The sequence below is a fragment of the Saccharothrix variisporea genome (assembly GCF_003634995.1).
Taxonomy (GTDB): Bacteria; Actinomycetota; Actinomycetes; order Mycobacteriales; family Pseudonocardiaceae; genus Actinosynnema; species Actinosynnema variisporeum.
This window is the reverse complement of record NZ_RBXR01000001.1, coordinates 4,075,140-4,099,418: the sequence shown is the minus strand read 5'-3', so window position 1 is coordinate 4,099,418 and position 24,279 is coordinate 4,075,140. Positions and strand designations below refer to the sequence as shown.

Below are 24,279 nucleotides of genomic sequence, written 5' to 3'. Positions count from 1 at the left end.
ACGCGGCACGAACGTGTGTATCCCACGTGACAGGGCTTGGCCCGGACACCGCGCGGCTGGTTGCGTGCACGAGTAGCCAGCGACAGAGAGGTGCGGAGTCGATGCAGCCGTTCCAGTTGCCGGAGTTCTACATGCCCTACCCGGCACGGCTGAACCCCCACCTCCACCGCGCCCGCACGCACAGCAAGGCGTGGGCGCACGAGATGGACTTCATCGACGTGCCCCAGCACGGCACGGTCATCTGGACCGACGACGACCTCGCCTCCCACGACTACGCCCTGCTGTGCGCCTACACCCACCCCGACGCCTCCGCCGACGACCTCGACCTGGTCACCGACTGGTACGTCTGGGTCTTCTACTTCGACGACCACTTCGTCGAGCTCTACAAGCGCAACCCCGACGACATCCAGGGCGCCAAGGCCTACCTCGACCGCCTGCCGCTGTTCATGCCGGTCGACGGCGTGATCACCGAGGAACCCGCCAACCCGGTCGAGAAGGGCCTCAAGGACCTGTGGGAACGCACGGTCCCCGCGCACTCGATGGACTGGCGCCGCCGGTTCGCCGACAACACCAAGCACCTGCTGGACGAGTCCATGTGGGAGCTGCTCAACATCAGCGAGGGCCGGCTGGCCAACCCGCTGGAGTACATCGAGATGCGCCGCAAGGTCGGCGGTGCGCCGTGGAGCGCGAACCTGGTCGAGCACGTCACCGGCATGGAGGTGCCCGCGCGCATCGCGCTGTCCCGACCGCTGGCCGTGCTCCGGGACACGTTCGCCGACGCCGTCCACCTGCGCAACGACCTGTTCTCCTACGAGCGCGAGGTGCTCGACGAGGGCGAGTTGAGCAACGGCGTGCTGGTGCTGGAGAAGTTCCTCGACCTGCCGACGCAGGAGGCCGCGGAGAAGGTCAACGACCTGCTCACCTCCCGCCTGCACCAGTTCGAGCACACGGCGCTGACCGAGGTGCCGCCGCTGCTGGACGAACACGCCGTCGACCCGGCCGGACGCCTCGCCGTGCTGGCCTACGTGAAGGGCCTCCAGGACTGGCAGGCGGGTGGCCACGAGTGGCACCTGCGGTCCAGCCGGTACATGAACACGGGCGCGCTGGACGGCAACGTCCTCGACGGCCCGACCGGGCTGGGCACGCAGGCCCTCCGCTCGTTGGTGCGCACCGCGCCGCAGCGGTTGCGCGGCTTCACGCACGTGCCGTTCGAGGAGGTGCCGGAGCTGCCGGCCCCGAAGTCCGTGCTGGAGATGCCGTTCAAGCTGGCCCTGAGCCCACACCGCGCCGACGCCCAGGAGAAGTCGATCGCCTGGGCCCGGAAGCACGGCGTGTTCGACGAGGGCGTGTGGACGGAGGAGGAGGCCCGGGACTACGACCTGGCCCTGTGCTCCGCGGGCCTGGACCCGGACGCCACCGCCGAGGAGCTGGAGTCCTCCGCGCTGTGGCTGACCTGGGGCACCTACGGCGACGACTACTTCCCCCGCGTGTTCGGCCGCACCGACCTGGCCGCCCCCAAGATCGCCACCGACCGCCTCGCCCAACTCATGCCGGTGGACGGCCCGGCACCGGTCACCCCGGTCAGCGCGCTGGAACGCGGCCTGGCCGACCTGTGGGCGCGCACGACCGCCGCGATGCCCCGCGACAACCGCGCACAACTGCGTGCCGCCGTCGAAGCGATGCTGCACAGCTGGCTGTGGGAGCTGAAGAACCACCGCGAGAACCGCGTGCCGGACCCGGTGGACTACACGGAGATGCGCCGCGACACGTTCGGCTCGGGCCTGACCATGAGCCTGGCCCGCTTCAGCCACGGCCGCCTGCTCCCGCCGGAGATCTACCGGACGCGCGCCATCCGCAACATCGAGAACTCGGCGATGGACTACGCGACGATCCTCAACGACCTGTACTCCTACCGCAAGGAGGTCCAGTACGAGGGCGAGCTGCACAACCTCGTGCTGGTCACGCGGAACTTCCTGGACGTGGACCACGAACGGGCCTTCGCGGTCGCCGCCGACCTGGCCAACCAGCGGCTGCGCCAGTTCCAGCACTCCGTGGAGCACGAACTGCCCGCGCTGTTCACCGAGTTCGACTTGGACGCGGATGCCCGCAACGCCTTGAAGGCCTACGTGCGCGAGTTGGAGGACTGGATGTCCGGCATCCTCCACTGGCACGAACACGTGCGCCGATACGACAAGGACTCGCTGGCCAAGCACTTCGGGGCGACCGCACCACAGGTGCTGCGCGGCCCGACCGGCATCGGCACCCGGTCCACTCGCTCGCTCGTCGCCAAGGGCTAGCCGGAATCGCTCCTCCCGACAACCGCACCCCCATGCGGTCGTCGGGCGGAGCGGCCCCAGCCGAAGATCCCGGCCGGCGGGGGGCGCACGGCCGGGATCCCCGGTCCCCTCCTCGAAGGCGGAATCGTGGGGGGACTCCGCCGTCGACGTTTCCACGCCTTCGCGCCTGACGCGTGGCTTCGCGGGAACCACAGTGCCGCCATGATCCGGGACGAACCTAGGATGAACCTTGAACCGGCAGGTCAAGGGGGCGGCAAGGGTGGAGTTCGGACTGCTCGGACCGGTCGAGGCGCGCGAGGGCGAGCGGCTGGTCGACCTCGGCCACACCCGGCAGCGGGCGGTGTTGGCGGTGCTGTTGCTGGCGGACGGGCAGGCCGTGGCCGTCGACCGGGTGGTGGACCGGGTGTGGGGCGAACGGCCGCCGCTGCGCGCCCGCGAGACGCTGTACGGGTACGTCTCCAAGCTGCGCGGGTTCCTGCCGATCGAGCGCTCGCCCGCCGGTTACCGGCTGGACGCCACGACCGACCTCGACCGGTTCCGCGACCTGGTCCGGCAGGCTCGCGCCAACCCGCCCGAGAACGCCGCCCCGCTCTACGACCGGGCGCTGGGCCTGTGGCGCGGTGACGCGCTGGCGGGCCTGGACTCGCCCTGGTTCGACGCCACCCGCCAAGCCCTGCACGCCGAGCGCCGGACCGTCGAGCTCGACCGCAACGACGTCGCCCTCGCCCTGGGCCACCACGGCGCCCTGCTGCCCGAGCTCGAGGCCCAGGCCCGCGAGCACCCGCTGGACGAACGCCTCGCCGGCCAGCTCATGACCGCCCTGCACCGCGCCGGCCGCACGTCCGAGGCGCTGCACCACTACGACGCCCTGCGCCGCGAACTGGCCGACCAGCTCGGCACCGACCCCGGCACCGCCCTGCGCGACCTGCACCTCAAGCTCCTCGGCCCCGACCCGGCCGTGCCGCGCCAACTCCCGGCCCCGCAACGCTTCTTCACCGGACGCACGCGCGAGCTGCACGACCTCACCGAACCCGGCGGCACGGTCGTCATCACGGCCATCGGCGGCGCGGGCGGCATCGGCAAGACCGCGCTGGCCCTGCACTGGGCGCACCTGCACGCCGACGACTTCCCGGACGGCCAGCTCTACGTCAACCTGCGCGGGTTCGACCCGACCAGCGACCCCGTCCCGCCCGGCCACGCCCTGCGCGCGTTCCTGGACGCCCTCGGCGTCACCGACCCGCCCGCGGACCTCGACGCCCAGGCCGCCCTCTACCGCAGCCTGGTCGCGGACAAGCGGATGCTGGTCGTCCTCGACAACGCCCGCGACACACCCCAGGTCACCCCGCTGCTGCCCGGCGGCCCCCGGTGCACGGTCCTGGTCACCAGCCGCCAGCAGCTGGTCGGCCTGGTCAGCGCGCACGGCGCGAAGTCGGTGGCCCTGGACGTCCTCGACCCGCACGACGCCCGCACGTTCCTCACCACCCGCCTGGGCCGGGCACGCGTGGACGCCGAACCCGAGGTAGTGACGGCCCTGCTGGACCTGTGCGGCGGCCTGCCGCTGGCCTTGAGCATCATCGCCGCCCGCGCCCTGACCCAACCCGACCTGCCGCTCGCCGCGCTGGCCGAGGAGCTGGCCGAACAGCGCCTGGACGCCCTCGACGACCTGAGCTCCAGCCTCCGCACGGTCTTCGCGTGCTCGTTACGGGTCCTGTCCCCGGACGCCCGAGCCCTGTTCGGCCTGCTGGGCGTGACCACGGCCGCCGACCTGAGCCTGCGGTCCATCGCCGCGCTCGCCGGCCTCACCCCACCCCGCGCCCGAACCCTCCTGCGCGAACTCGAGTTCGCGCACCTCATCCAGCAACACGGCGTGGGCCGCTACCGCATGCACGACCTCGTGCGCCTCTACGCGTCCGAGGTGGCCCCGCAAGACGACACAGCGCTGAAGAGGTTCATCGGCTACTTCGCCGCCACCGCCCACGCCGGCGACCGCCTGATCGAACCCCACCGCCCGCAGATCACCCCGCCCGAGGGGGAGGCCGCGGACCTCCCGGACGTCACCGCCGCGATGGACTGGTTCGACCGCGAGTACGAGTCCCTGCTGGCCGCCCACCGCCAGGCCACCACCCGGGACTGGCACGACCTCGTCTGGCACATGGCGTGGGCGTTGACCAACTACCACCTGCGCCGCGGCCACGCCGCCGAGGACCTGGCCGTCTGGCGAGCGGCACTGCACGCGGCCGAAGCGTTGGGGGACAACGACAAACAGGTGGCCGCGCACAAGTTCGTGGGCATGGCCCTGGTCGACGTCGGCGTCTACGAGGAGGGCAACCACCACCTCCGCCGAGCCCTGGACCTGGTCACCGACGACTACGGCAAGGCCGCCGCCCACCGGGCCGTGGCCTGGGCGTTGGAACACCAAGGTGATCTGGCCGGCGCTCTGGAACACGCCACCGCCCAACTAGCGCTCTTCCGGCAACTGGACATCCCGGTCCGCATCGCCGAGGCCCTGAACGACGTCGGCTACCGGGCGGCGAGGCTGGGCGACTACGAGCAGGCCGAACACCACTGCCGCGAAGCCCTGACCCTGAACAAGGAACTGGGCCACCGGGACGGCGAAGCGGCCACCTCCGACAGCCTCGGCTACATCGCCCACCACCACGGCCGGAACGCCGACGCCCTGGAGCACTACCACCACGCGCTGGAGGTGTACCGGGAGTTGGACAACTCGTACGAGCAGGCCAGCGTGCTGCGCCACCTCGGCGACGTGCACGCGGCCCTGGGCGACGAAGACCAGGCCCACCAAGCCTGGCAGCAGGCCTTGACCCTCTTCGAAGCCCAGGGCCGCGTGAAGGACGCCGACGAGATGACCGCCCTACTACACACCCACTGATCACCAGCCCCCCAACGCGCGCAACGCGGCTCTTCGGCGCGCGCAGCGCGGCTCTTCGGCGCGCGCAGCGCGCGGTAGCTCAGCTACAAGTGGAGGGCCTCGGTTCCCCCACCGTATGGCCTGCCCGAAGGGCTACCACAGATTTCCCGGGGTGCAGCCGAAAGTTTTTGCGAGGAACGAGCAAAAAGTTTTAGCGGCACCCCGGGAAATCTGTGGTTGGCTCCGCCAGGCCATACGGTGGGGGAACCGACGCCCTTCACCCCCCATCGGTGGTCTCCCCAGCCGCTTTTGATCTTGAGAGCGCGCCGGCGCGTTCAGCTTGAGAGCGAAGCGTTCTGCTTGAAGATCTTGAAAAGCTTGAAAGAGCGAAAAGCGAAAAGAGCCTCGCCGGCGGGCAGGCCGCCAAGGATGGACACAAAAGAAAGGGCGGGGGCTTCTTGCTTGTGCCATCCCCGTATGGCCTGGCGGAGCCTACCACATTTTCCGGGGGTTGCCGCTAAAACTTTTGCTCGTTCCTCGCAAAAATTTCGGCCGCAACCCCCGGAAAATGTGGTAGCCCTTCGGGCAGGCCATACGGGGATGACACAAGCAAGAAGCCCAAGCAGGGGGGTGCCGCGCGGCAGCCCAAGCGAAAAGCATGCCGCGCGGCTTTGTCAGATGCGTTCCCAGAGTGCTGGGACGTTGGGCGGTTCCCAGCCTGGTTGTGAGGTGTGGGGTTGGCGGCAGCGGTACGTCGAGCCGCCGTACGTGACCTGGGCACCCGCCGCGTAGCTCACCCACGGTGCCCACGTGCCGGACGGTGGGTTGGTCGTTGTCGTCGTTGTTGTCGTTGTGCCGCCGTTGTCCCAAGGCACTTGGGTGGAGCGGTAGAACTCGATGCCCAGCGCGGTCCAGCGTGGGGCCTGTGCGCCCAACCGCACCTTGAAGGCGTCCCAGCTGTGCGTGGACCACGGGGACCAGCCGAGCTCGGCGATGGCGGCCAGCCTGGGGAAGGCCATGTAGTCGATGTGCGCCGAGGTGACGATCGTCTCCGTCCACAGTGGAGCCTCGACCCCGCGCACCGCGGACTCCGGGACACCGCTGACGTGCGTGCCCGGGTTCCAGTTGTACGCGTCCTGCACCTCGATGTACCCCGCCCAGCTCAAGCCCAGCGGCGTGCTGGAGTTGTACTTCATGTCCAGGTAGGCCTTGTTCGCGGGCGACATCAGCACCTTGTTCCCCCGAGCCGCCGCGGCTTGCACGACCGCGTTGGACGTGGTCGTGCCCCAGTACTGCGGGACGGCCGAGGTGTCCGTGGTGGTCTTCACGAACTCGTGCCAGCCCATCGACTTCTTGCCGTACTTGCCGACCAGGGGCAGGACCCGGTTCATGAAGGTCTGGTAGTCCTGGTCCGTGGTGGCGCTGGCCTCGTCGCCGCCGATGTGGAAGTACGGGCCCGGAGTGAGAGCGGCGATCTCGCGGATCACGTCCTCCACGAACTGGTACGTGATCTCCTTGCCCACGCACAGCGAGCTGTACCCGACCGCGATGTCCGTGCGCAGCGCCGGCGCGACGCCGTTGCAGTTCAGATCCGCGTAACTGGCGAGAGCGGCGTTGGTGTGGCCGGGCAGGTCGACCTCGGGGACGACGGTGATGTGCCGGGCCGCCGCGTGGGCGACGATCTCCTGGTACTGCGCCTTGGTGTAGTAGCCGCCGGGGCCGCCGCCGACCTGGGTGCTGCCGCCGTACGTGGCCAGGCGCGGCCAGCTGTCGACCACGATCCGCCAGCCCTGGTCGTCGGTCAGGTGCAGGTGGAGGTAGTTGACCTTGTACAGCGCGAGCTGGTCGATGTACCGCTTGACCGTGGCCACCGGGTGGAAGTGCCGGGCCACGTCGAGCATGGCTCCCCGGTGGACGAACCGCGGGTAGTCGGTGATGGTGGCGCCGGGGACGGTCCACGGCCCGGTCTGCGGTGTCTTGCTCTCGACCTTGCCGGGCAGCAGTTGGCGCAGGGTCTGGACGCCGGCGAACAGGCCCGCCGGGGTGTTCGCGCGCAGGGTGATCGCGGACGTGGTGACGGTGAGCTGGTAGCCCTGGTCACCGATGGTCCCGGGTGCGCCGCCGATCAGCAGGGCGATGCCGTCGGTCGGGGTGCCGGTGGTGTCCTCGACCGGCAGCGGGTAGCCGGTGGAGGGGCGCAGGACGCCGGCCAGGAAGTCGCCGACGTCGTGCGCGGCGGCCGTTGTGTAGATCTTCGCGGACGCGGTCAGGGTGTGGGTGGTGCCGGGTGTCGCCTGGACGGACGCGGGCACCGGCACGACGCTCTGCAGCGGCTCCGCGGCCGTCGCCGTGATCGGGGTGGAGGCGGTGTTCCACACCACCGTCGCGCCGAGCAGCAGCGCCAGGACGGCGAGCGTGCGAGCCACCCTCGCTCGGAGTTGCACAGGACCTCCTCGTGCAGCGGGCGGCGGCCACACTGCCGTCCAGCGTCGGCATCGGGGGCAGCTCTGTCAATGGGTCTAGACCATCCGGTCAGCCCAGGTCGAGCTTGCCCAGCTCCACCCGGGAGGCCACGCCGAGCTTCGGGTAGGCCTTGTAGAGGTGGTAGCCGACGGTCCGGGGGCTCAGGAAGAGCTGCGCCCCGATGTCCCGGTTGCTCAACCCCTCCGCCGCCAGCCGCACCACCTGCAACTCCTGCGGGGTCAGGGCGCTCAACGGGTCGGGACCGGGCAGCGCACGGCTCTCGCCGGTCGCGCGGAGTTCCGTGCGGGCGCGGGACGACCACGGCACAGCGCCCAAGCGGTCGAAGGCGTCCAACGCCGAACGCAGGTGGGTGCGGGCGTCGTTGCGCCGCCGGGCCCGGCGCAGCCATTCGCCGTACAGGAGCTCGGTGCGGGCGCGTTCGAACGGCCGGTTGTCGGTGCGGTGCAGCTCGACCGCCTCCGCGTACCACTGCTCCTCATCGGTCATCAGCGCACGGCAGCGCAGCGCCACCGCCCGCGCCCACGGCTGGCCGGAGTGCCGCGCCCACTGCTCGTACCACTCGAACGAATCCCTTGCGGCGTCCGGGTTCCCGGTCCGGACTGCAGCCTCGACCAGGTCCGGCAGGCTGGAGATCGCGTACAGCCGGTGTGCGCCGGAAGCCACGTCCGCCAACCGGTCCAGCACGGCGTCGTACCGGCCCAACCCCAAGTCCAGCAACGCCAGCGCGCACGCCGCCCGCACCGACCGCGGCGGGTCGCCCTCCAGCACCGCCACCGACGCCCGGCACCGCTCCTCGTCGCCCTCGATCGCCGCCAGCTCGGACAGCACGCTGTGCAGGTAGCCGACGCTGAACACCTGCCCGATGTCGGCGGCGATCCGCAAGCCCTCCTCGGCGGTGGCCCGCGCGTCGCGCAGCCGGCCCAGGTGCAGACGGCCCCGAGCCAGGTACGCCAGGGCGCGGGGCAGCGTGCCCAGGCGGCCGGTGGCCCGGCTCTCGCGCTCGACGGCCGCCGCCCGGTCGTAGGCGGCCTGGTCGTCGCCCAGCACCAGCAGCCACCAGGCACCCTGCGCGTGGTCGGCGCGCCGCCCGGCCACCAGCGAGCGCAACGCGGCCAACGCGTCCGCCAGGTCACCGCCGTCCAGCCCGGTCGCGGCCCGCGCCAGCGCCCGGACGTCCTCGGCGCCCGGCAGGCCGCGGGCCTGGTCGGCGACGGCGCGCACGGTGTCCAGGTCGCGGACCGTCCACGCGCTGCTCGCGGCGGCGAACAGCAGGTCACCGGCCAGTGCCGGGTCCTCGTGGGCGGCGCACAGCGCGGCCCGGGACAGCACGGCGGCGGCCTCCGCCGACCGGCCCTGCTCGGCCGCCACCACCGCCCGGACCCGTGCGATGCGGGCGTGCTCCAGCGGCTGGTCCAGCAGGTCGCCCGCCTGGTCGGCGAGCGCGGCGGCGCGGTCGTACTGGCCCGCGTCCAGCGCCGCGCGGGCGGCGGCGGTCAACCGCTTCCCGCGGTCCACCACGGACGGGCTCAGCTCGGCGGCCCGCTGGTACGCGGCGGCCACGGCGGCGTACCCGCCCCGCGTCCGGGCGTCCTCGGCGGACCGGGCCAACGCCCGCGCGGCCTCCTCGTCCGGGCCGGTGACGGCGGCGGCGAGGTGCCAGGCGGCGCGGTAGGCGTCCTCGGACACCTCGGCCAACGCCCGGTGCACGGCCAGCCGCCGCACCAGCGGCGCGCTCTGGTAGGCCGCCGCCCGGATCAGCGGGTGCCGGAACGCCAGCCGGCCTTCGTCCGAGCGCAGCAGTTGCCGCTGCTCGGCCGCCTCCAAGTCGCCCACGCCGGACCCGAGCAGTTCCGCCGCCTTGAACACCACGCCGGGGTCGCCGGTGTCGTCGGCGGCGGCGACCAGCAGCAGGTCGCGGGTGGCCGGCGGCAGGGTGCCGATGCGGTCGGCGAAGGTCTGCTGGATGCGGCTGTGCGTGGGCAGCGCGGCCACCCGCAGGCCGTGCGCGGCAGGGATGTGCCCTTCGCGTTGCGCGGCGGGCAGTTCCAGCAGCGCCAACGGGTTGCCGCGGGCCTCTTCGGCGATCCGGTCCCGCACGTACCGGGGCAGGTCGGCGGCGTGCTCGTCCAGCAGCACGGCCGAGTCCTCCGGCGACAGCCCGGTCAGCCGCAGCTCGGGCAGGCCCGGCGCGGGGAACGGCGGCGCGTGCAGGTCGCGGGCCGCGAACACCAGGGCCACGCCGTCCGCGTCCAGCCGCCGCGCGGCGAACAGCAGGGCGTCGGCCGACCCGGGGTCGAGCCAGTGGGCGTCGTCCACCAGGCACAGCACCGGTCCCCGCTCGGCCAGGTCGGCGAGCAGGGTCAGCACGGCCAGCCCGACCAGGAAGCAGTCACCGCCGTCCGGTGCGGCCAGGCCCAGCGCGGACCGCAGCGCGCCCGCCTGCCGGGGCGGCAACGCGTCCAGGTCGCCGACCACGCGCCGCAGCAACAGGTTCAGCCCGGCGAAGGGCACCACCGACTCCGACTCGACGGCGGTCGCGCGCAGCACCCGGAAGTCGCTCGCGCTCGCCGCGACCCGGTCCAGCAGCGCCGACTTGCCGATCCCCGCCTCGCCGCGCACGACCAGCGTGCCGCTGCGCCCCGCCCGCGCCTCGGCGAGCACCTCCTCGAGGCGGGCGAGCTCGGCGGACCGGCCGTGCAGGTCGGGGCTGTGGAGGCCGGGGCCGGGCAGGTCGGGGCGGGCGGTGTCCTCGGGTCGGACGGGCATGGTCACGACCCTAAGCCCGGGACGAGGACGACCTTGCCGACCGTCCGCCGGCCCTCCAGCGCGGCGTGCGCGGCGGCGGCCCCGTCCAGCGGGAACGCCTGCACCACCGGCGTGAACCGGCCCGCCGCGGCCTCCGCCAGCGCACGCGCCTCCAACGCCCGCACCCCGCCCGACCTGCGGGCCAGGTGCGGCCCGACCGCGACCGTCACGGTCAGCGCCCGCTCGAACAGGTCCGGTGTGGACACCGCCGTCGGCGCGCCCGAGGACGTGCCGAACATCACCACCCGACCGCCCGGCGCGACCAGCTCCAGCGCGGCACGCCCGGCGGCACCGCCGACCCCGTCCAGCACGACCCCCACCTCCCGGCCGCCCAACGCCGACCGCACCCGGTCCTCCCAGCCCGGCTCCCGGTAGTCCACCGCGACCGCCGCGCCCGACCGCAGCACGGTCCGCCGCTTCTCGCCGCACCCCGCGACCCCGACCACGAACGCGCCCCGCCGCGCCGCGCCCTGCACCAGCAGGTGCCCGACCGCGCCCGCCGCCGCCGTCACCAGCACCACGTCGTCGGGTTGCGGCGCCACCGCGTCCAGCAGGCCGACCGCCGTCGCCCCGGTGCACACCATCGCCACGGCGGCCTCACAAGACACCCCCTCGGGCACCACGTGCACGGCGTCGACCTCCCGCACCGCCAGCTCGGCGTACCCGCCGCTGGCCAGTCCGAGCTGCGCGACCACCCGCCGCCCCAGCCAGTCGTCGGACACGCCCGCGCCCACCGCGTCCACGACCCCCGCGACCTCGCTGCCCGGCACCACCGGCAGCTCCGGCCGCCACGGCCCGTCGCCGCGCCGGACCGCCGTGTCGACGAGCTGCACCCCGGCGGCCCGCACGGCGATGCGGACCTGCCCGGGACCGGGCTCCGGGTCCTCGACGTCCGCGGGTTCGAGGACGTCCGCCGGACCGAACCCGCGCAGGCGGATGGCACGCACGTCAGGCCTCGTACGGCTGCTTCGCGCGGGCGTCCTTGAGCGCGGTGCCCCACCAGACCAGCTGGTCCAGCATGGTCTTCGCGGCCCCGTTCACGCCCTCCGCGTCCAGCGGCTCGCCGTTCTCGTCGAACCGCGACCAGGCGCCGTGGAAGCTGACCGTGTCCCGGATGGTGACCGCGTGCAGCTCGGCGAAGACCAGCCGCAGCTGCTCGACGGCCCGCAACCCGCCGCCGTGCCCGCCGTAGGACACGAACCCGACCGGCTTGGCCCGCCACTCGGCGGTGTGCCAGTCGATCGCGCTCTTCAACGGCGCGGGGAAGCTGTGGTTGTACTCCGGCGTGATCACCACGAACGCGTCCGCGTCGGCCAGGCGCGGCGAGACGGCCTTGACCTCGTCGGCGGGCTCCTCACCCCACCCGGCCAGCACGTCCGGCAGGCCGAGGTCGGCCAGGTCCAGCACGTCCAGGTCGAGGTCCGCGCGCTGCCGGGCCTGCTCGGTGAACCAGTTCGCCACGACCGGCGCGAACCGGCCGCTGCGGGTGCTGCCGACGATGACCGCGAGCTTGATCATGTCCCATTCCCTCCTCGGTGGTGGCACCGAAGTTAGGAGCCGGTCGACCGGGCGGGCATCTGTCACGTGACTGGTGTGCGCGCTGTCCGTTGCTTGCCCGCGCGACCGGTCGCGTGACTGATTCGCCGCGGGCGCGCGGACCGGTTTGCTGGCGAGCATGACGACGAACGTGCAGGTCAAGACCAGGTGGACGCCGGTGGTGACCCTCGCGCTGGCGATGCTGGTGGTCACCACGGAGATGACGGTGGCGGCGGTCGCGCTGCCCAGCCTGGGCGCGGAGCTGGGGGTCGGGCCGGGGGCGACGGCGTGGGTGCTGCTGGGGTACACGCTGCCGATGGCGGCTATCGCGATCCCGGCGGGGCGGTGGGTGGACCGCATCGACGTGCGGCTCGCGTTCCTGCTGGCCCTGGCGGGGATCGGGGTGGCCAGCGCGGTGACGGCGTTCGCGCCGGTGTTCTGGGTGCTCCTGGCCGGACGGGTGTTGCAAGGAGTGGCGGCGGCGTTGGTGCTGGCCGCGTACATGCCGATCGTGGTCGCGGCGGTCGAGCCGGCCGCGCGGGGGCGGGCGATCGGGTACGTCATCACGATCATGACCGTGGGCGGGTTGGCCGGCGCGCCGCTGGGCGGGGTGATGGCGGGGGCGCTGGGGTGGCGGTCGGTGTTCCTGATGAAGCTGCCGGTGCTGGTCGTGGCGCTGTGGCTGGGGATTCGGTCGTTGCGGGGCGACGGCCGGGGGCTGGTTGGTCCCGACCGGGGGTTGTGGCTCGAGGTTCTCTTGTTGGGCGGGGCGATCACGGCGCTGTTGCTGGCTTTCGAGGACATGGTGTGGCTGGTGGCGGTGGCCGTGGTACTCGCGGTGCTGTGGGGGCGGCTGCCTTCGTCCCGGCCGGTGTTGGGGTTGGTGCGGCGGCGGGTGTTCGCCTTGCCGCTGTTGACGCTGACGTTGGTGACCATGTCCGGCGGGCTGCTGTTCCTGCTGGTGCCGTACTTCGTGACCGATGTGCTGGGTGGGTCGCCGGAGGACGTCGGTGTGGTGCTGCTGGTGTTCGTGGCCGGGGTGGGTGTGCTGTCGGCGGTGGCGGGGTCGTTGGCCGACCGGTACGGGGCTTGGCTGGTGGCCTTGGCGGGGGTGGTGGTGACCGTGGTGGGTCTGCTGCTGTTGCTGCCGCCGGTGACCGGCCTGGTGGACCTGTCGTGGCGGTTGGCGGTCATGGGGGTGGGGCAGGGGTTGTTCAACGCGGCCATCAACGCGCTGCTGATGTCCCTGGCGCCGGAGGGCATGGCCGGCGCGGCGGGCGGTGTGAGCGCGACCGCCCGGATGATCGGGTCCACGGTGGGGCCGGCGGTCGCCGCGTTGGTGGTGGCGGCGGACAGCGCGGGTGGGTTCCGGACCGGGGTCGTCGTGTTGACGGTGGTGGTCGTGCTGGGTGGTGTGGCCCTGCTGGGTGGGCGTTCTCGCTAGCTGCTGCGTTGGACCTCAGACGATCCGAGCGGCGGAGAGGGGCCGTTCGGCGAGGGTGTAGGTGCCCGCCGAGTTGGTGTTCACGCTCCAGCGGTAGCGGGTGAACTCGCCGGTCTCGTCCGAGGCGTAGAACATCATGTGGCCGAAGCCCGCGCCGTCGGTGGCGGCCGTCGCGTTGAAGATGCGGCTGTCCGGGAACGCGAAGTAGCTGCCCACGCCGTGCAGGCCGTGCGGTTCGGCGGTGCAGTCGACGACCTCGACCGCGTACTGGGTCTCGCCGGGGAAGTTCAGGCCGCCGGAGGGTGCCACGTAGGTGCCGCGCAGCGAGCGGACCATGACGATGTGGCCGGTGTTGGTGTCCTGGGCGTTGTCGTAGTCGATGGCCACCAGGTCACCGGGCCGCAGGTCGGCGACCCGGGTGATGCGCTGGAAGTGCGGCACGTCGTCGCGGGCGAACGCGGCCTGGTAGTCGCGGGCGAACGGGCTGGCCAGCCCGAAGTGGGTGGCGAAGAACTTCGAGGTGGCCCACTTGTAGGTGCGCTTGAGCACGGCGGTCTGGAAGGAGGCGCACTGGCTCTGGTTGACCCAGGTCGTCGCGTCCCCGGGCGAGCCCCAGGTCACGATGTTGGGCTGGTCGGGGGTCTTGTACCGGTTGTTGGTCAGCGGGCACGTCGGCAGGGAGAGGTAGGAGACGAGCTGCTCGGCTTCCAGCAGGTGCGGTGTGGACGTCCGGTGCGGACTCGGCGCCAGGTGCTCGCCGAGCGCGGTCGTCCCCGGGATCGCGGCGACACCCACCGCGACGGCGGTCCCCCCGGAGAACGATCTGCGGGACACGTCCATCGTGCGACTCCCCCTTCGGTGCAGGCCCGCACACCGTAGTCGAAGGGGCCGCGTCGCACCCGTCGGTTCAGCGGGCGTGGCCCGGGGTTCAGCGGGCGTACACCAGGACGAGAGTGGTCAGTGCCGTGCACATGGCGAGCATCGTGGCGATCCCGGTCATGGCTGCGCCGGCCGAGAGCAGGACTTTGGTGAGCATGCCGAGCAGGCGGCGCAGCAGCCGGGCCATGCCCAGGACCAGCGCCATCGCACCCATGAGGAGGATGAGGACCAGTGGGGTCCACTCGGTGGTCTCGGCGGACTGAGCTGCGGCTTGGGCTGCGGCTTGAGCGGCGGACTGAGCTAAAGCGGTGAGCGTGTTCATGGCTACCCCCGGATGGCTTCCTGGGCTGAACTTCACTTCGCTCACTGAAGTTTTAACTGAACTCCAGCAAGTTCAGAGTAGAGCTGGGTGTTGTGCCTGACAAGAGGTGCAATGGAGGGACACTCGCGCCTACCTGGCACGCCATCCCGGCCCCGCCACCACCGCTGTACCACCGCCGCCCCACTCGCTCGCCGCCCACGGCCGCCGCCGCCACTGCCGCCGCCGCCGCGACCGCCGCCACCACCACCGCTGCAACGTCACCGCCGCCGCCACTGCCGCCACCGCAACGTCACTGCCACCGCCGCTGCCGGTTTCCGCTGCCACTGCCACTGCCACTGCCACCGCCGCTGCCGGTTTCCGCCGCCGCAGCGCCGCAACCGCCGCAGCGTCGCCACCCGCCGCACCACGGCCACCGCCGCCACCGCCGCACTGCGGCCGCCATTTCTGTGCAGCGTCGCCGCCTGTCCTTGCCGCCCGCACCGCAATACTGCGTGCTTTCCGGGTCGTTCCCCGGCCGGTCATCGTGTATGTTGCGCTCTTCAGCTTGTGTATGCTGAAGTTAACTGAAGGGCGCGGGCGACGTGGTCGGTTCAGGTGACACCTTTGCGCTGGCGCACCGCCTTCGGGCGTTGCGTGAAGGGCAGTGGCCCGACGTGGTGATCACGCAAAGTGACCTTGCGGATGCGTTCAGTGCCGAGAAGCGGGCCAGCGTGCCGTTGTTGTCCTCGTGGGAAAGTCGCACGCACCCCAAGGCTCCGCCCCTGAGCAGGCTCGCTGCCTACGCCACCTTCTTCGCGACCCGCCGGTCCGTGGTCCGCTACCCCTACCGCCTGCTCCCGCTGGACGAACTCACCCCCGAGGAGCTGCAGCGGCGCGAGGAGTTGCTGGCCGAGTTGACCGCGTTGCGCGCCCAGGCCGTGCGGCAGGACATCGGGCTGTCGTCCGACGTGGACCGTGCCGGTCGCAACGACTTCTGGTACTTCCCGGACCGCAACAACATCACCATCGTCGTCGCCCAACTGCCCAAGGCGATGCGCGACCAGATGCCGTACGCGGACCCCTCCAAGCCGGACTACGTCGAGCTCTACACCTACGCCGACCTGGACGCGCTCATCGAGCTGCACGGCCACATCCGCGCGCTCAACCCCCGCAGCCGGGTGCACTTCCGCACCGCGTCCGCCCTCGCGCCGGACGACTACACCTCGCACCTGGTGCTGCTCGGCGGCGTCGACTGGAACGTCGTCACGCGGGAGCTGCTGGACCGGACGGACCTGCCGGTGCGGCAGGTCACCAGGCACGACGAGTCCGAGTCGGGCGGGTTCGTCGTCGTCCAAGGGGGCGAGGAGCGCGTGTTCGCCCCCAAGCTGGGCACCCTCGGTGAACGTGAAGTGCTGCACGAGGACATCGCGCACTTCTACCGCGGACCGAACCCGTTCAACCACAAGCGGACGGTGACGATCTGCAACGGCATGTACGGCCGGGGAACCCTCGGCGCGGTGCGTGCCCTCACCGACGAGAGGTTCCGCGACCGCAACGCGGAGTACCTGCGCAAGACCTTCGCCGGGCTGGACGCGTACAGCGTGCTGACGCGGGTCACCGTGGTGAACGGGCGGGTGGTCACACCGGACTGGAACCTGCCCGAGTCCCGACTCTACGAATGGCCGGAGGGCCAGGGTTGAACACCACCGCGTCGGTGGCCGAGGAGCACCACCAGGCCGCCGAGCACCAGGCCGAGGACCACCACCTGGTCCCCGAGCACCACGACTCGCACGACCGCCTGCTGACGGCCGTCGACTCGCCCGCCCGTGCCCGGGTGGACGCCATCATCGTCCCGACCAACCGGGAGCCGGGTTTCCTGGCGGAGGCCGTCTCCCTGGCCCGGCGGCTGGGCAGCACCCTCGTGGTGCTGTGCAGCGGCGCGGCCGACCCCGAAGCGACGAAACAGCTCGCGGCCGGCTTGGACCTGGTCGTGGTCGACATCACCGCGCTGCGCCCGGACCTCCTGCCCGACTTCGAGACGACCCGGTTGCTGGCGGGCACGGACTTCGACCGGCGCACCGACACCAGCCTCAAGCGCAACCTCGGCCTGGTGATCGCCCGCCTGATGGCGTGGCGGCGGATCGCCTTCCTGGACGACGACATCACCGTGCCCATCCCGGAGGACCTCGAGCTGGCCGCTGGCGCGCTGACGGGATCGGTGTCGGCGGTGGGTCTGCACGTCGGCGGGTTCCCGGACAACTCGGTCGTCTGCCACGCGAACCGCGAGACCGGCGGCAAGCAGGGCACGTTCATCGGCGGCGGCGCGCTGGTGGTCGGGCGGGAGTCGACGGAGTCGTTCTTCCCGACCATCTACAACGAGGACTGGTTCTTCCTGCTCGACGACCAGGGCCTGCGCGGTTCGGCGCTGGTCGGCTCGGTGGAGCAGAAGCCGTACGACCCGTACGCGAACGACACTCGCGCCCGGGCCGAGGAGTTCGGGGACACGCTCGCCGAAGGCGTCTTCGCGCTGCTGGACGAGGACCGGTACCCCGAGTCGACGAACATCGGCTACTGGCGGGGCTTCCTGCGGGCGCGGCGGGACCTGATCGACGAGATCCTGACCAGGGTGCGCGCGGGCGTGCGGGGTGACAAGGGCGAGCCGGTGCCGGAGCGGTTGACCTACCGGATGGACGTGGCCCTGCGCGCCGCGCGCAAGGTGTGCGACGCCATCTCGCCGCGCCTGTGCGTGCGGTACTTGCAGGCCCTGCGGACCGACCGTGAGCGGTGGCGCGCGTTCGTGCGGGGGCTCGGGGAGCCCATTTCCGACGTACCGCAGGTGCTGAAGGCCCTCGACCTGGACGGATGCGCCGACTACGTGCCCGGGAGCCGCGCCTGACCCGGTTGCGCCCGGTGTCCATGTGGCGGAACGCTCAGTGACGGTCGGCCGGCGGCTATTAGGCTCGGTTGGCTGGAGGTACGAGCGTGGAGGCAGTGGATGACTAGCAACGATGGTCGGCAGAAGTGGCTGACCGTCGCCGACGAGTTGGCCGCCGGGTTGCGGCTGGACGCCGCGCAGCGGGATCGTGCGGGGGCCGAGCCGGTGGCCGAGGTGGACGTGTTGCGGCGGTCCGGGTTGTTGTCGGTTCGGGACTGGGGGACGCAGCAGGCCGTCACCCGGGTCGTCGGGGCCGCGGACGGCAACGTCGGGCACCTGCTCGGGTACCACTACCTCCAGGTCTGGCGCCGGGGGCTGTTCGGCAAGCCCGTCCGGGAAGAGGCTGACGACCTGTTCTGGGCGGGGGTCAGCAACCCGCTCGACGCCGCGCTCCAGCTCGAACCGGTGGACGGCGGGTTCGTGGTCAGCGGGCGCAAGACGTTCGCGACCGGCGCGTCGGTCGCGGACCGGCTGGTGGTCAGCGCCACCCGCACGGACACCGGCGGCAAGGTCACCTTCACCCTCGACGCGAAGTCCCCCGGCATCACCTACCACGGTGACTGGGACAACATCGGCCAGCGCCTCACCGCCAGCGGCGGCGTGACGTTCGACCGCGTCGAGGTCCCCGCGGACCGGGTCCTGGGCGGCCACGACGAGCACAGCCCGCGCCAGTCGCTGGCCGCGATCGGCTTCCAGCTCGTCCTCGCCCAGCTCTACGTGGCCCTCGCCGAGGGCGCGCTGGCCGAGGCCGCCCAGTACACCCGCACCACCACCCGCCCCTGGTTCCTCTCGGGCGTGGACACCGCCACCGCCGACCCGTACATCCTCGCCACCTACGGCGAGCTGGTCGCCGACGTCGAGGCCGCCGGCCTGCTCGCCGACGCCGCCTCCGAAGCCCTGCGCGAAGCCAGCGAGGCAGCCGACCTCACCGCCGAGCAGCGCGCCGCCGCCGCCGCCCGGATCACGTCGGCCAAGGTCGTCTCCACCAAGGTCGCCAACCACACCACCAGCAAGGTCTTCGAGCTGTGCGGTGCGCGGGCGACGGCCGCCGGGTACGCGTTCGACCGGTTCTGGCGCAACGCCCGCACCCTCACCCTGCACGACCCCGTGTCCTACAAGGCACGCGAGCTCGGCGCGTACTACCTGACCGGCGAGCGCGCCCCCTTCACCGGGTACAGCTGATGGAGCCGGTACTCGCGAACAGCGTCCGCCTCGACGACGACGGCGTGCTCATCCTCGACCGCCGCAACTTCCCGTTCGAGCGGACGTGGGTGCGGTGTACGACGGTCGCCGAGGTCGCCAAGGCCATCGAGGACATGGTCACCCAGTCCTCCGGCCCCTACTTCGCCACCCTCTACGGCATGGTCCTGGCCGCCCGCGAAGCCCGCGACCTGCCCCGCGACCAGGGCCGTGAGCACCTCGAACGGGCCGGGAAGCTCCTGGTCGAGACCCGCCGCACGAACAACGCCCTGCGCAAGGCGGTGGCGGCGGTCCTGGCGGCCGTCGATCAGGCTGAAGACCTGGAGGCGGGCGCGCTGGAGGGCGCACGGCAGGGCGACGAGCGCTACCGGTCCCGCAGCCGGGCGTTGGGCGAGCACACCGCCGCCCTCCTGCCCGACGAGGGCACGGTCCTGACGCACTGCTGGGCCGACCTGTACCTGACCGAGACGGTGAAGGCCGCCCAGCAGGCCGGCAAACGTTTGCGGTTCTTCTGCACGGAGACCCGCCCGTACCTCCAGGGCGCGCGCCTGACCGCCGAGACCCTCGCCGAGATGGGCGTGGAGACCACGCTCATCACCGACGGCATGGGCGCGGCGGCGTTCGCCGAGAAGCAGGTGGACGTGCTGGTCACCGCCGCCGACCGGGTCACCATGGACGGCCACGTGGTCAACAAGGTCGGCACGCTCGGGCTCGCCGTCGCCGCGCACGCCTTCGAGGTGCCGTTCCTGGCCCTCGTCCAGGCACCGGACCGGCTCGCGCCCACCGCCGCCGACGTGCCGATCGAGTACCGCCCCGGTGACGAGGTCCTGCACACGCTGGGCCGCCGCACCGCCACCGACCGGGTCCGGGGCTGGTACCCGGCGTTCGACGTGACCCCGCCGAGGTTCGTCACGACCGTGGTCACCGACCGCGGCGCGTACGCTCCCGACCGGCTCGCGGAGTACTACGACAGCAAGGACGTTCATGACTGAGTGGGTCGTGCTCGACATCGAAGGCACCCTGTCCGCCACGGACCAGGTGCTGGTCACCCTCTACGACTACGCCCGGCCGCGCCTGGGTCCGTGGATCGACGACCACGCCGACGACCCGGCCGTGGTGCAGGCCGTCGCCCAGATCCGCGAACTGTCCGGTGTGGACGGTGGCACGGACGAGCTGGTGCGGGTCCTGCACGGGTGGATGGACGCCGACCAGAAGGTCACGCCGCTCAAGACCTTGCAGGGCCTGATCTGGCAGCAGGGATACGCCAACGGTGATCTGGTCGCGGAGTTCTTCCCGGACGTCGTGCCCGCCCTGCGCCAGTGGCACGAGGACGGCGTGAAGCTCGCGGTCTTCTCGTCGGGGTCGGTCGCGGGCCAGGTCGCGTTCTTCGGCCACACCACCGAAGGCGACCTGCGCGGCCTGTTCGAGCACCACTTCGACACCGTCAACGCCGGCCCCAAGCGCGAGGCGGCGTCATACCGCAAGATCGCGGAAGCGTTGGGGTCCAACGACATCACCTTCTACTCGGACGTCCCGGCCGAGCTGCACGCCGCCGCCGAGGCCGGCTGGCAGACCGTGGGCGTGGCCCGCCCCGGCGAGCCCTACGGCGACGCGGACTTCGGTCCGCACAAGACGGTGAGCGCGCTGTGACCCCCGGCGAGGCGCTGGCCGCCGAGTGCGCCCGGTTCACCGCGATGGGGTGGATGCGCGGCACGTCCGGCAACCTGTCCGTGGTCGTGGACCGCGACCCGCTGCGGCTCGCGGTCACCATCAGCGGCAAGGACAAGGGCGAGTTGACGCCCGACGACGTCGTCATCATCGACGAGCACGGCGAGACCGAGGACCCGGTCCGCGTCCCGTCCGCCGAGGCCGGCCTGCACGGCCGGATCGCGGCCGTGGCCGGTGCCGGCGCCGTGGTCCACGTGCACGCGCTGGCCCCCGTGGTCGCCGCCGAGTTCTGGCCCGAGGGCGTGGAGCTGCGCGACCTGGAGATGCTCAAGGGCTTCGGGCGACAGGCCCACGACGACGTGGTCACCATCCCGGTCGTGGCGAACAGCCAGGACATGCGCGTGCTGGGTGACGCCTTCGAGGCCAGCTTCCGCAAGGACGTGCCGGCCCTCATCGTGGCCCGGCACGGCGTGTACGTGTGGGGCGACGACCTGCACCAGGCCCGCCACCGGCTGGAGTGCCTGGAGTGGCTGCTGCGCTTCAAGGTGGAGACGAGGAGGGAAAGGCGATGACCTTGCTGACCGTCTGGCCGGACACCGACCCCGGGACCGTGCTGGTGCGCACCTCCGACCCGGTCGAGATCGCCGACGAGCTCAAGCAGCTCGGCGTGCGCTACGAGCAATGGCCCGTGATCCCGGGCGTGACCAAGGAGAACGCCCTGGAGGCCTACCGCGACCGGGTCGCGCGGGTCACCGAGTCCGAGGGCTACATCCTGGTCGACGCCATGGAGATGACCCCCTCGGACGACCCCGAGTGGCTGGCGTCGGCGGCGCAGGCCCGGCAGAAGTTCCTGGCCGAGCACACGCACGACGACGACGAGGACCGGTTCTTCGCGCGCGGGTCCGGGATCTTCTACCTGCACGTGAAGGAGCGCGTGTACGCGATCCTGTGCGAGGCGGGGGACCTGCTCAGCGTCCCCAAGAACACCACGCACTGGTTCGACATGGGCACGCGGCCGGACTACGTGTCGATCCGGTTCTTCCACGACGACGACGGCTGGGTGGGCAACTTCACCGGCAGCGAGATCGCGAAGTCGTTCCCGACCTTCGACGAGATCACCGCAGCTCGCTGAGGCCCGCCAGTTCGGCGGCGAGGTTGGCCTTGGCGCGGGCCTCCCACCGGGCTCGGGCCCGCGGCGTGCGGTAGAGCGGGTCGCGTTCGTGCAGGGACTCCAGGACCTGACCGCGGCCCGCTCGCCAGGCTTCGTCGGTCACGTGGGCGTACTCGCGGCGGACGGCTTGCCGGTAGCGCTCGTACGCCTCCGGGTCCGCAGCCAGGATCGCCAGGTCGGCGTCCATGAGCAGCGCGGTCAGTTCGTCGGTGGCGGTGTGGTCGATGGTGGCCAGGACCAGGGCCACGACCGGTTCGGGGTCGACTCCGGCCTCTTCCAAGCGCTCACGGACCCACTCGGCGCTGTTGCGCTCGTCCTCGCCGGGGCGACCGTCGTAGACGACGTCGTGGGCCAGGGCAGCCAGGGTGAGGACCGCCCGGTCTCTTTCCGTGCGGTGGGCGGCGAGGTCGGCCACGTCCCTCGCCACGGCCAGGACGTGGTCGGTGTCGTGGTAGGCGCGGTGGGGTTCGGCGTACCTGGCGGCGAGGTCACCCGCCGTGCCCGGCCGTCCGCCCAGGGTCTGGACCGCCTTGTCCCACAACGCTTCCAGCATGGGGCAACTGTACGGTGAAAGCCGCGCCACCCTCCGGCGCGGGGCCGGCGGTGATGGTGCCGCCGAGCTTGGTCACCAGGCCGTGCACCAGGGCCAGGCCGACGCCCGTGCCCACCGGGCGGGAGCGCTCGTACTTCGCGTGCAGGGCACCGCGTTCGAACGCGATCCGGTAGTCCTCTTCGGACAGCCCGGGGCCTCCGTCGCGCACCTGGAGGACGTCGCTCAGGGCGAGCACGATCGGCCGTCCGGGTGGGGTCAGGCGCAGGGCGTTCTCCAGGAGTCCGTCCAGGACCTGGCGCAGGCGGCGGGGGTCGGTGTGGGCCGGGACCGGGGTGGTGGGCAGGTCCAGGCGGAAGTCCACGCCCTTGGCCGCGCAGCGGGCGTGCCAGACCTCGGCGGCGGAGGAGACCAGGTCGCGCAGGTCCACGTCCACCAGGTCCACGCGGAAGTCGTCGGCGCCCAGGCGGGCCAGGTCCAGCAGGTCCGTGACCAGGCGGTCCAGCCGGTGGGCCTCCTCGCCGATGGTGCGGCCGACGCGCGGGACGTCGTCGCCGGAGACCACGCCGTCGGCCAGCGACTCGGCGAAGCCCGTGACGGCGGTGAGGGGTGTGCGCAGCTCGTGGGAGACCGACAGCAGGAACTCGCGCTGCCGGGCCTCGCTGCGGGCCAGGGCGTCGGCCAGGGCGTTCACCGCGCCGCCCACCTCGGCCACCTCGGCGGGCCCGTGCTCGGGGGCGCGCAGGTCGCGGCGGCCGGTGCTCATGGTCTGGGCGACGTTCGCGGTCTCGCGCAGCGGCCGGGCGACCAGCTTGCCCAGCAGGAACCCGGCCACGGCCGCCACCAGCAGGCCGACACCCAGCGCGAACAGGATGTTGCGGATGAGCTGGCGGCCGGTGCCGGCGTTGTCCGCGGGCTGGACCAGGGCGACGTTCGACCGCACCTCGACCAGCAGGTTGCCGACCGTGCCCGACCTGCCACCGGCCTGCCGCACCGCCCGCACCGCCTGCGGGTCGCCGACGAGCTTGCCGCCGGGACCGATGGCGACCACCTGGATGTCCTGCCCGCGCAACACCTCGACCACGCGGAGCCGGGCGTTGCGCCCCATCTCGCCGAGCTGCTCGGTGACCACGTCGGCCTGGTCGGACAGCGACGCGCGGGCCACGTCCCGGGACGCGCTGAGCACCAGCCGCGCGGACACCAGCCCGGCGACGATCACCGCCACCCCGGCCACCGCCAGGCACAACGCGGTGATCCGGAAGGCCAGGCTCGTCCTGCGGCTGGTCGTCGCGGGCTTGGTCGCGGCGCTGGTACCCGCGGCGCTGGTGCTCACGGCGTTGGTGCCCGCGGCGCTGGTGCTCATGACGCCTCCGCCGAGTAACCGACCCCGCGCACGGTGCGGATCGGGTTCGGGTCGCCGAGTTTGGCGCGCAGCTGGGCCACGTGCACGTCGACGGTCCGCGTCCCGGCCGCCGCCGCGTACCCCCAGACCGCGCTGAGCAGCTGCTCCCGGGCGAACACGCGGCCCGGGTGGCGCATCAGGTGGGCGAGCAGGTCGAACTCGGTCGAGGTCAGCGCCACTTCGGCGTCGTCCACCCACACCCGCCGGCGGTCGGTGTCGAGCTTGACGCGGCCCAGGACGTGCACGGAGGTGGTCTGCGGGGTGCCGCGCCGCAGGACGGTCCGAACCCGGGCGACCAGCTCACGCGGGCTGAACGGCTTGGTCACGTAGTCGTCCGCGCCCAGCTCCAGCCCGAGCACGCGGTCGACCTCGTCGTCACGGGCGGTCACGAACAGCACGGGCGTCCAGTCACCCGCCGCACGCAACGCGCGGCACACCTCGACCCCGTCCATGCCCGGCAACCCGACGTCCAGCAGCACGGCGACCGGCTTGAGCCGCCGCACGGCAGCGAGCGCCGCGTGGCCGTCGGTCTCGACGTGCACCCCGAACCCGTCGCGCTTGAGGTAGAGCGTCGCCAACTCGGCGATCGCCCGCTCGTCCTCCACGACCAGCACCAGCCCACGGCCCTCGGGTTGCACGGCGCGAATCGTGGCACGCGCCGGTCGCGTTCGGACCGCCGTGCGCGTTCGGGTTCGGTAAAAGGACCCGCCACCAGCGGAAGTGAAGGGTTTTCGCACC

At 72.1% G+C, this 24,279-nt stretch carries 20 protein-coding genes; 10 read left to right on the top strand and 10 right to left on the bottom strand.

All coding sequences use genetic code 11. The features are described from left to right. Window positions 1–101 precede the first annotated feature (101 nt). Together DFJ66_RS18100 and DFJ66_RS18095 are read left to right on the top strand one after the other, a co-directional pair. The gene (locus tag DFJ66_RS18100; RefSeq protein ID WP_121222600.1) at window positions 102–2,297 is read left to right on the top strand and encodes a terpene synthase family protein; all 2,196 of its coding nucleotides are present in this window, start codon (window positions 102–104) and stop codon (window positions 2,295–2,297) included. Window positions 2,298–2,556: 259 nt separating this feature from the next. After that, window positions 2,557–5,187 carry an AfsR/SARP family transcriptional regulator gene (locus tag DFJ66_RS18095; protein WP_121222598.1) on the top strand — a complete coding sequence of 877 codons (2,631 nt, stop codon included), beginning with the start codon at window positions 2,557–2,559 and terminating at the stop codon, window positions 5,185–5,187. A 653-nt stretch (window positions 5,188–5,840) separates the two neighbouring features. Here the strand turns inward: DFJ66_RS18095 and DFJ66_RS18090 are convergent. From DFJ66_RS18090 to DFJ66_RS18075, 4 genes are all read right to left on the bottom strand, one after another. After that, window positions 5,841–7,610, bottom strand: a complete 1,770-nt coding sequence (locus DFJ66_RS18090) for a family 20 glycosylhydrolase (protein WP_121222596.1) — start codon at window positions 7,608–7,610, stop codon at window positions 5,841–5,843. Between the two features lie 88 nt (window positions 7,611–7,698). Next, complete coding sequence (locus tag DFJ66_RS18085) at window positions 7,699–10,416, bottom strand: helix-turn-helix transcriptional regulator (protein ID WP_121222594.1); 2,718 nt, start codon at window positions 10,414–10,416, stop codon at window positions 7,699–7,701. 2 nt (window positions 10,417–10,418) lie between these two features. Beyond that, window positions 10,419–11,402, bottom strand: a complete 984-nt coding sequence (locus DFJ66_RS18080) for a zinc-binding dehydrogenase (protein ID WP_121222592.1) — start codon at window positions 11,400–11,402, stop codon at window positions 10,419–10,421. Between the two features lies 1 nt (window position 11,403). Then, the gene (locus tag DFJ66_RS18075) at window positions 11,404–11,973 is read right to left on the bottom strand and encodes an NADPH-dependent FMN reductase (RefSeq protein ID WP_121222590.1); all 570 of its coding nucleotides are present in this window, start codon (window positions 11,971–11,973) and stop codon (window positions 11,404–11,406) included. 157 nt (window positions 11,974–12,130) lie between these two features. Here DFJ66_RS18075 and DFJ66_RS18070 point away from each other — a divergent pair, with 157 nt between their 5' ends. Next, the gene (locus DFJ66_RS18070) at window positions 12,131–13,435 is read left to right on the top strand and encodes an MFS transporter (RefSeq protein ID WP_121222588.1); all 1,305 of its coding nucleotides are present in this window, start codon (window positions 12,131–12,133) and stop codon (window positions 13,433–13,435) included. 15 nt (window positions 13,436–13,450) lie between these two features. Here the strand turns inward: DFJ66_RS18070 and DFJ66_RS18065 are convergent, their stop codons facing one another. From DFJ66_RS18065 to DFJ66_RS42815, 3 genes are all read right to left on the bottom strand, one after another. Beyond that, window positions 13,451–14,275: a hypothetical protein gene (locus DFJ66_RS18065; RefSeq protein WP_121222586.1), complete on the bottom strand. Its 825-nt coding sequence runs from the start codon at window positions 14,273–14,275 to the stop codon at window positions 13,451–13,453. Window positions 14,276–14,363: 88 nt separating this feature from the next. Continuing rightward, window positions 14,364–14,636 (bottom strand): hypothetical protein, encoded by a 273-nt coding sequence (locus DFJ66_RS18060; protein WP_121222584.1) that lies wholly within the window; start codon window positions 14,634–14,636, stop codon window positions 14,364–14,366. Between the two features lie 257 nt (window positions 14,637–14,893). Then, window positions 14,894–15,049 carry a hypothetical protein gene (locus DFJ66_RS42815; RefSeq protein ID WP_170199503.1) on the bottom strand — a complete coding sequence of 52 codons (156 nt, stop codon included), beginning with the start codon at window positions 15,047–15,049 and terminating at the stop codon, window positions 14,894–14,896. A 297-nt stretch (window positions 15,050–15,346) separates the two neighbouring features. Between DFJ66_RS42815 and DFJ66_RS18050 the strand changes: the two genes are divergently transcribed. From DFJ66_RS18050 to DFJ66_RS18020, 7 genes are all read left to right on the top strand, one after another. Beyond that, the gene (locus DFJ66_RS18050) at window positions 15,347–16,315 is read left to right on the top strand and encodes an XRE family transcriptional regulator (protein WP_246029805.1); all 969 of its coding nucleotides are present in this window, start codon (window positions 15,347–15,349) and stop codon (window positions 16,313–16,315) included. Next, window positions 16,312–17,511, top strand: a complete 1,200-nt coding sequence (locus DFJ66_RS18045; protein ID WP_121222580.1) for a hypothetical protein — start codon at window positions 16,312–16,314, stop codon at window positions 17,509–17,511. The genes DFJ66_RS18050 and DFJ66_RS18045 overlap by 4 nt, the downstream gene beginning before the upstream one ends. A 99-nt stretch (window positions 17,512–17,610) precedes the next feature. Then, window positions 17,611–18,732 carry an acyl-CoA dehydrogenase family protein gene (locus DFJ66_RS18040; protein ID WP_121222578.1) on the top strand — a complete coding sequence of 374 codons (1,122 nt, stop codon included), beginning with the start codon at window positions 17,611–17,613 and terminating at the stop codon, window positions 18,730–18,732. Beyond that, window positions 18,732–19,742, top strand: a complete 1,011-nt coding sequence (locus tag DFJ66_RS18035; protein ID WP_121222576.1) for a s-methyl-5-thioribose-1-phosphate isomerase — start codon at window positions 18,732–18,734, stop codon at window positions 19,740–19,742. Before DFJ66_RS18040 ends, DFJ66_RS18035 begins: the two co-directional genes overlap by 1 nt. Then, window positions 19,735–20,400: an acireductone synthase gene (mtnC, locus tag DFJ66_RS18030; protein WP_121222574.1), complete on the top strand. Its 666-nt coding sequence runs from the start codon at window positions 19,735–19,737 to the stop codon at window positions 20,398–20,400. The genes DFJ66_RS18035 and mtnC overlap by 8 nt, the downstream gene beginning before the upstream one ends. Further along, window positions 20,397–20,990 (top strand): methylthioribulose 1-phosphate dehydratase, encoded by a 594-nt coding sequence (gene mtnB / locus DFJ66_RS18025; RefSeq protein ID WP_121222572.1) that lies wholly within the window; start codon window positions 20,397–20,399, stop codon window positions 20,988–20,990. Before mtnC ends, mtnB begins: the two co-directional genes overlap by 4 nt. Next, window positions 20,987–21,550: a 1,2-dihydroxy-3-keto-5-methylthiopentene dioxygenase gene (locus tag DFJ66_RS18020; RefSeq protein ID WP_121222569.1), complete on the top strand. Its 564-nt coding sequence runs from the start codon at window positions 20,987–20,989 to the stop codon at window positions 21,548–21,550. The genes mtnB and DFJ66_RS18020 overlap by 4 nt, the downstream gene beginning before the upstream one ends. Here the strand turns inward: DFJ66_RS18020 and DFJ66_RS18015 are convergent. Genes DFJ66_RS18015 through DFJ66_RS18005 form a run of 3 tightly spaced genes read right to left on the bottom strand, consistent with a single transcriptional unit; the run spans window position 21,534 to window position 24,179 of the window. Further along, a complete protein-coding gene (locus DFJ66_RS18015; protein ID WP_121222567.1) occupies window positions 21,534–22,142 on the bottom strand; it encodes an HD domain-containing protein in 609 nt (202 codons plus the stop codon). The two genes, DFJ66_RS18020 and DFJ66_RS18015, sit on opposite strands and share 17 nt — an antisense overlap. Then, window positions 22,078–23,502 (bottom strand): HAMP domain-containing sensor histidine kinase, encoded by a 1,425-nt coding sequence (locus DFJ66_RS18010; protein WP_121222565.1) that lies wholly within the window; start codon window positions 23,500–23,502, stop codon window positions 22,078–22,080. Before DFJ66_RS18010 ends, DFJ66_RS18015 begins: the two co-directional genes overlap by 65 nt. Beyond that, on the bottom strand, window positions 23,499–24,179 hold the full coding sequence (locus DFJ66_RS18005) for a response regulator transcription factor (RefSeq protein WP_121222563.1): 681 nt from the start codon (window positions 24,177–24,179) through the stop codon (window positions 23,499–23,501). The genes DFJ66_RS18010 and DFJ66_RS18005 overlap by 4 nt, the downstream gene beginning before the upstream one ends. Window positions 24,180–24,279: the final 100 nt, after the last annotated feature.

What these genes read in the sequence shown, in the direction of transcription:
- DFJ66_RS18100 (WP_121222600.1), top strand. Translation starts at nt 102, where the DNA reads ATGCAGCCGTTCCAGTTGCCGGAGTTCTACATGCCCTACCCGGCACGG.
- DFJ66_RS18085 (WP_121222594.1), bottom strand. Translation starts at nt 10,416, where the DNA reads ATGCCCGTCCGACCCGAGGACACCGCCCGCCCCGACCTGCCCGGCCCC.
- DFJ66_RS18075 (WP_121222590.1), bottom strand. Translation starts at nt 11,973, where the DNA reads ATGATCAAGCTCGCGGTCATCGTCGGCAGCACCCGCAGCGGCCGGTTC.
- DFJ66_RS18070 (WP_121222588.1), top strand. Translation starts at nt 12,131, where the DNA reads ATGACGACGAACGTGCAGGTCAAGACCAGGTGGACGCCGGTGGTGACC.
- DFJ66_RS18065 (WP_121222586.1), bottom strand. Translation starts at nt 14,275, where the DNA reads ATGGACGTGTCCCGCAGATCGTTCTCCGGGGGGACCGCCGTCGCGGTG.
- DFJ66_RS18060 (WP_121222584.1), bottom strand. Translation starts at nt 14,636, where the DNA reads ATGAACACGCTCACCGCTTTAGCTCAGTCCGCCGCTCAAGCCGCAGCC.
- DFJ66_RS18040 (WP_121222578.1), top strand. Translation starts at nt 17,611, where the DNA reads ATGACTAGCAACGATGGTCGGCAGAAGTGGCTGACCGTCGCCGACGAG.
- DFJ66_RS18035 (WP_121222576.1), top strand. Translation starts at nt 18,732, where the DNA reads ATGGAGCCGGTACTCGCGAACAGCGTCCGCCTCGACGACGACGGCGTG.
- mtnC (WP_121222574.1), top strand. Translation starts at nt 19,735, where the DNA reads ATGACTGAGTGGGTCGTGCTCGACATCGAAGGCACCCTGTCCGCCACG.
- DFJ66_RS18020 (WP_121222569.1), top strand. Translation starts at nt 20,987, where the DNA reads ATGACCTTGCTGACCGTCTGGCCGGACACCGACCCCGGGACCGTGCTG.
- DFJ66_RS18015 (WP_121222567.1), bottom strand. Translation starts at nt 22,142, where the DNA reads ATGCTGGAAGCGTTGTGGGACAAGGCGGTCCAGACCCTGGGCGGACGG.
- DFJ66_RS18010 (WP_121222565.1), bottom strand. Translation starts at nt 23,502, where the DNA reads ATGAGCACCAGCGCCGCGGGCACCAACGCCGTGAGCACCAGCGCCGCG.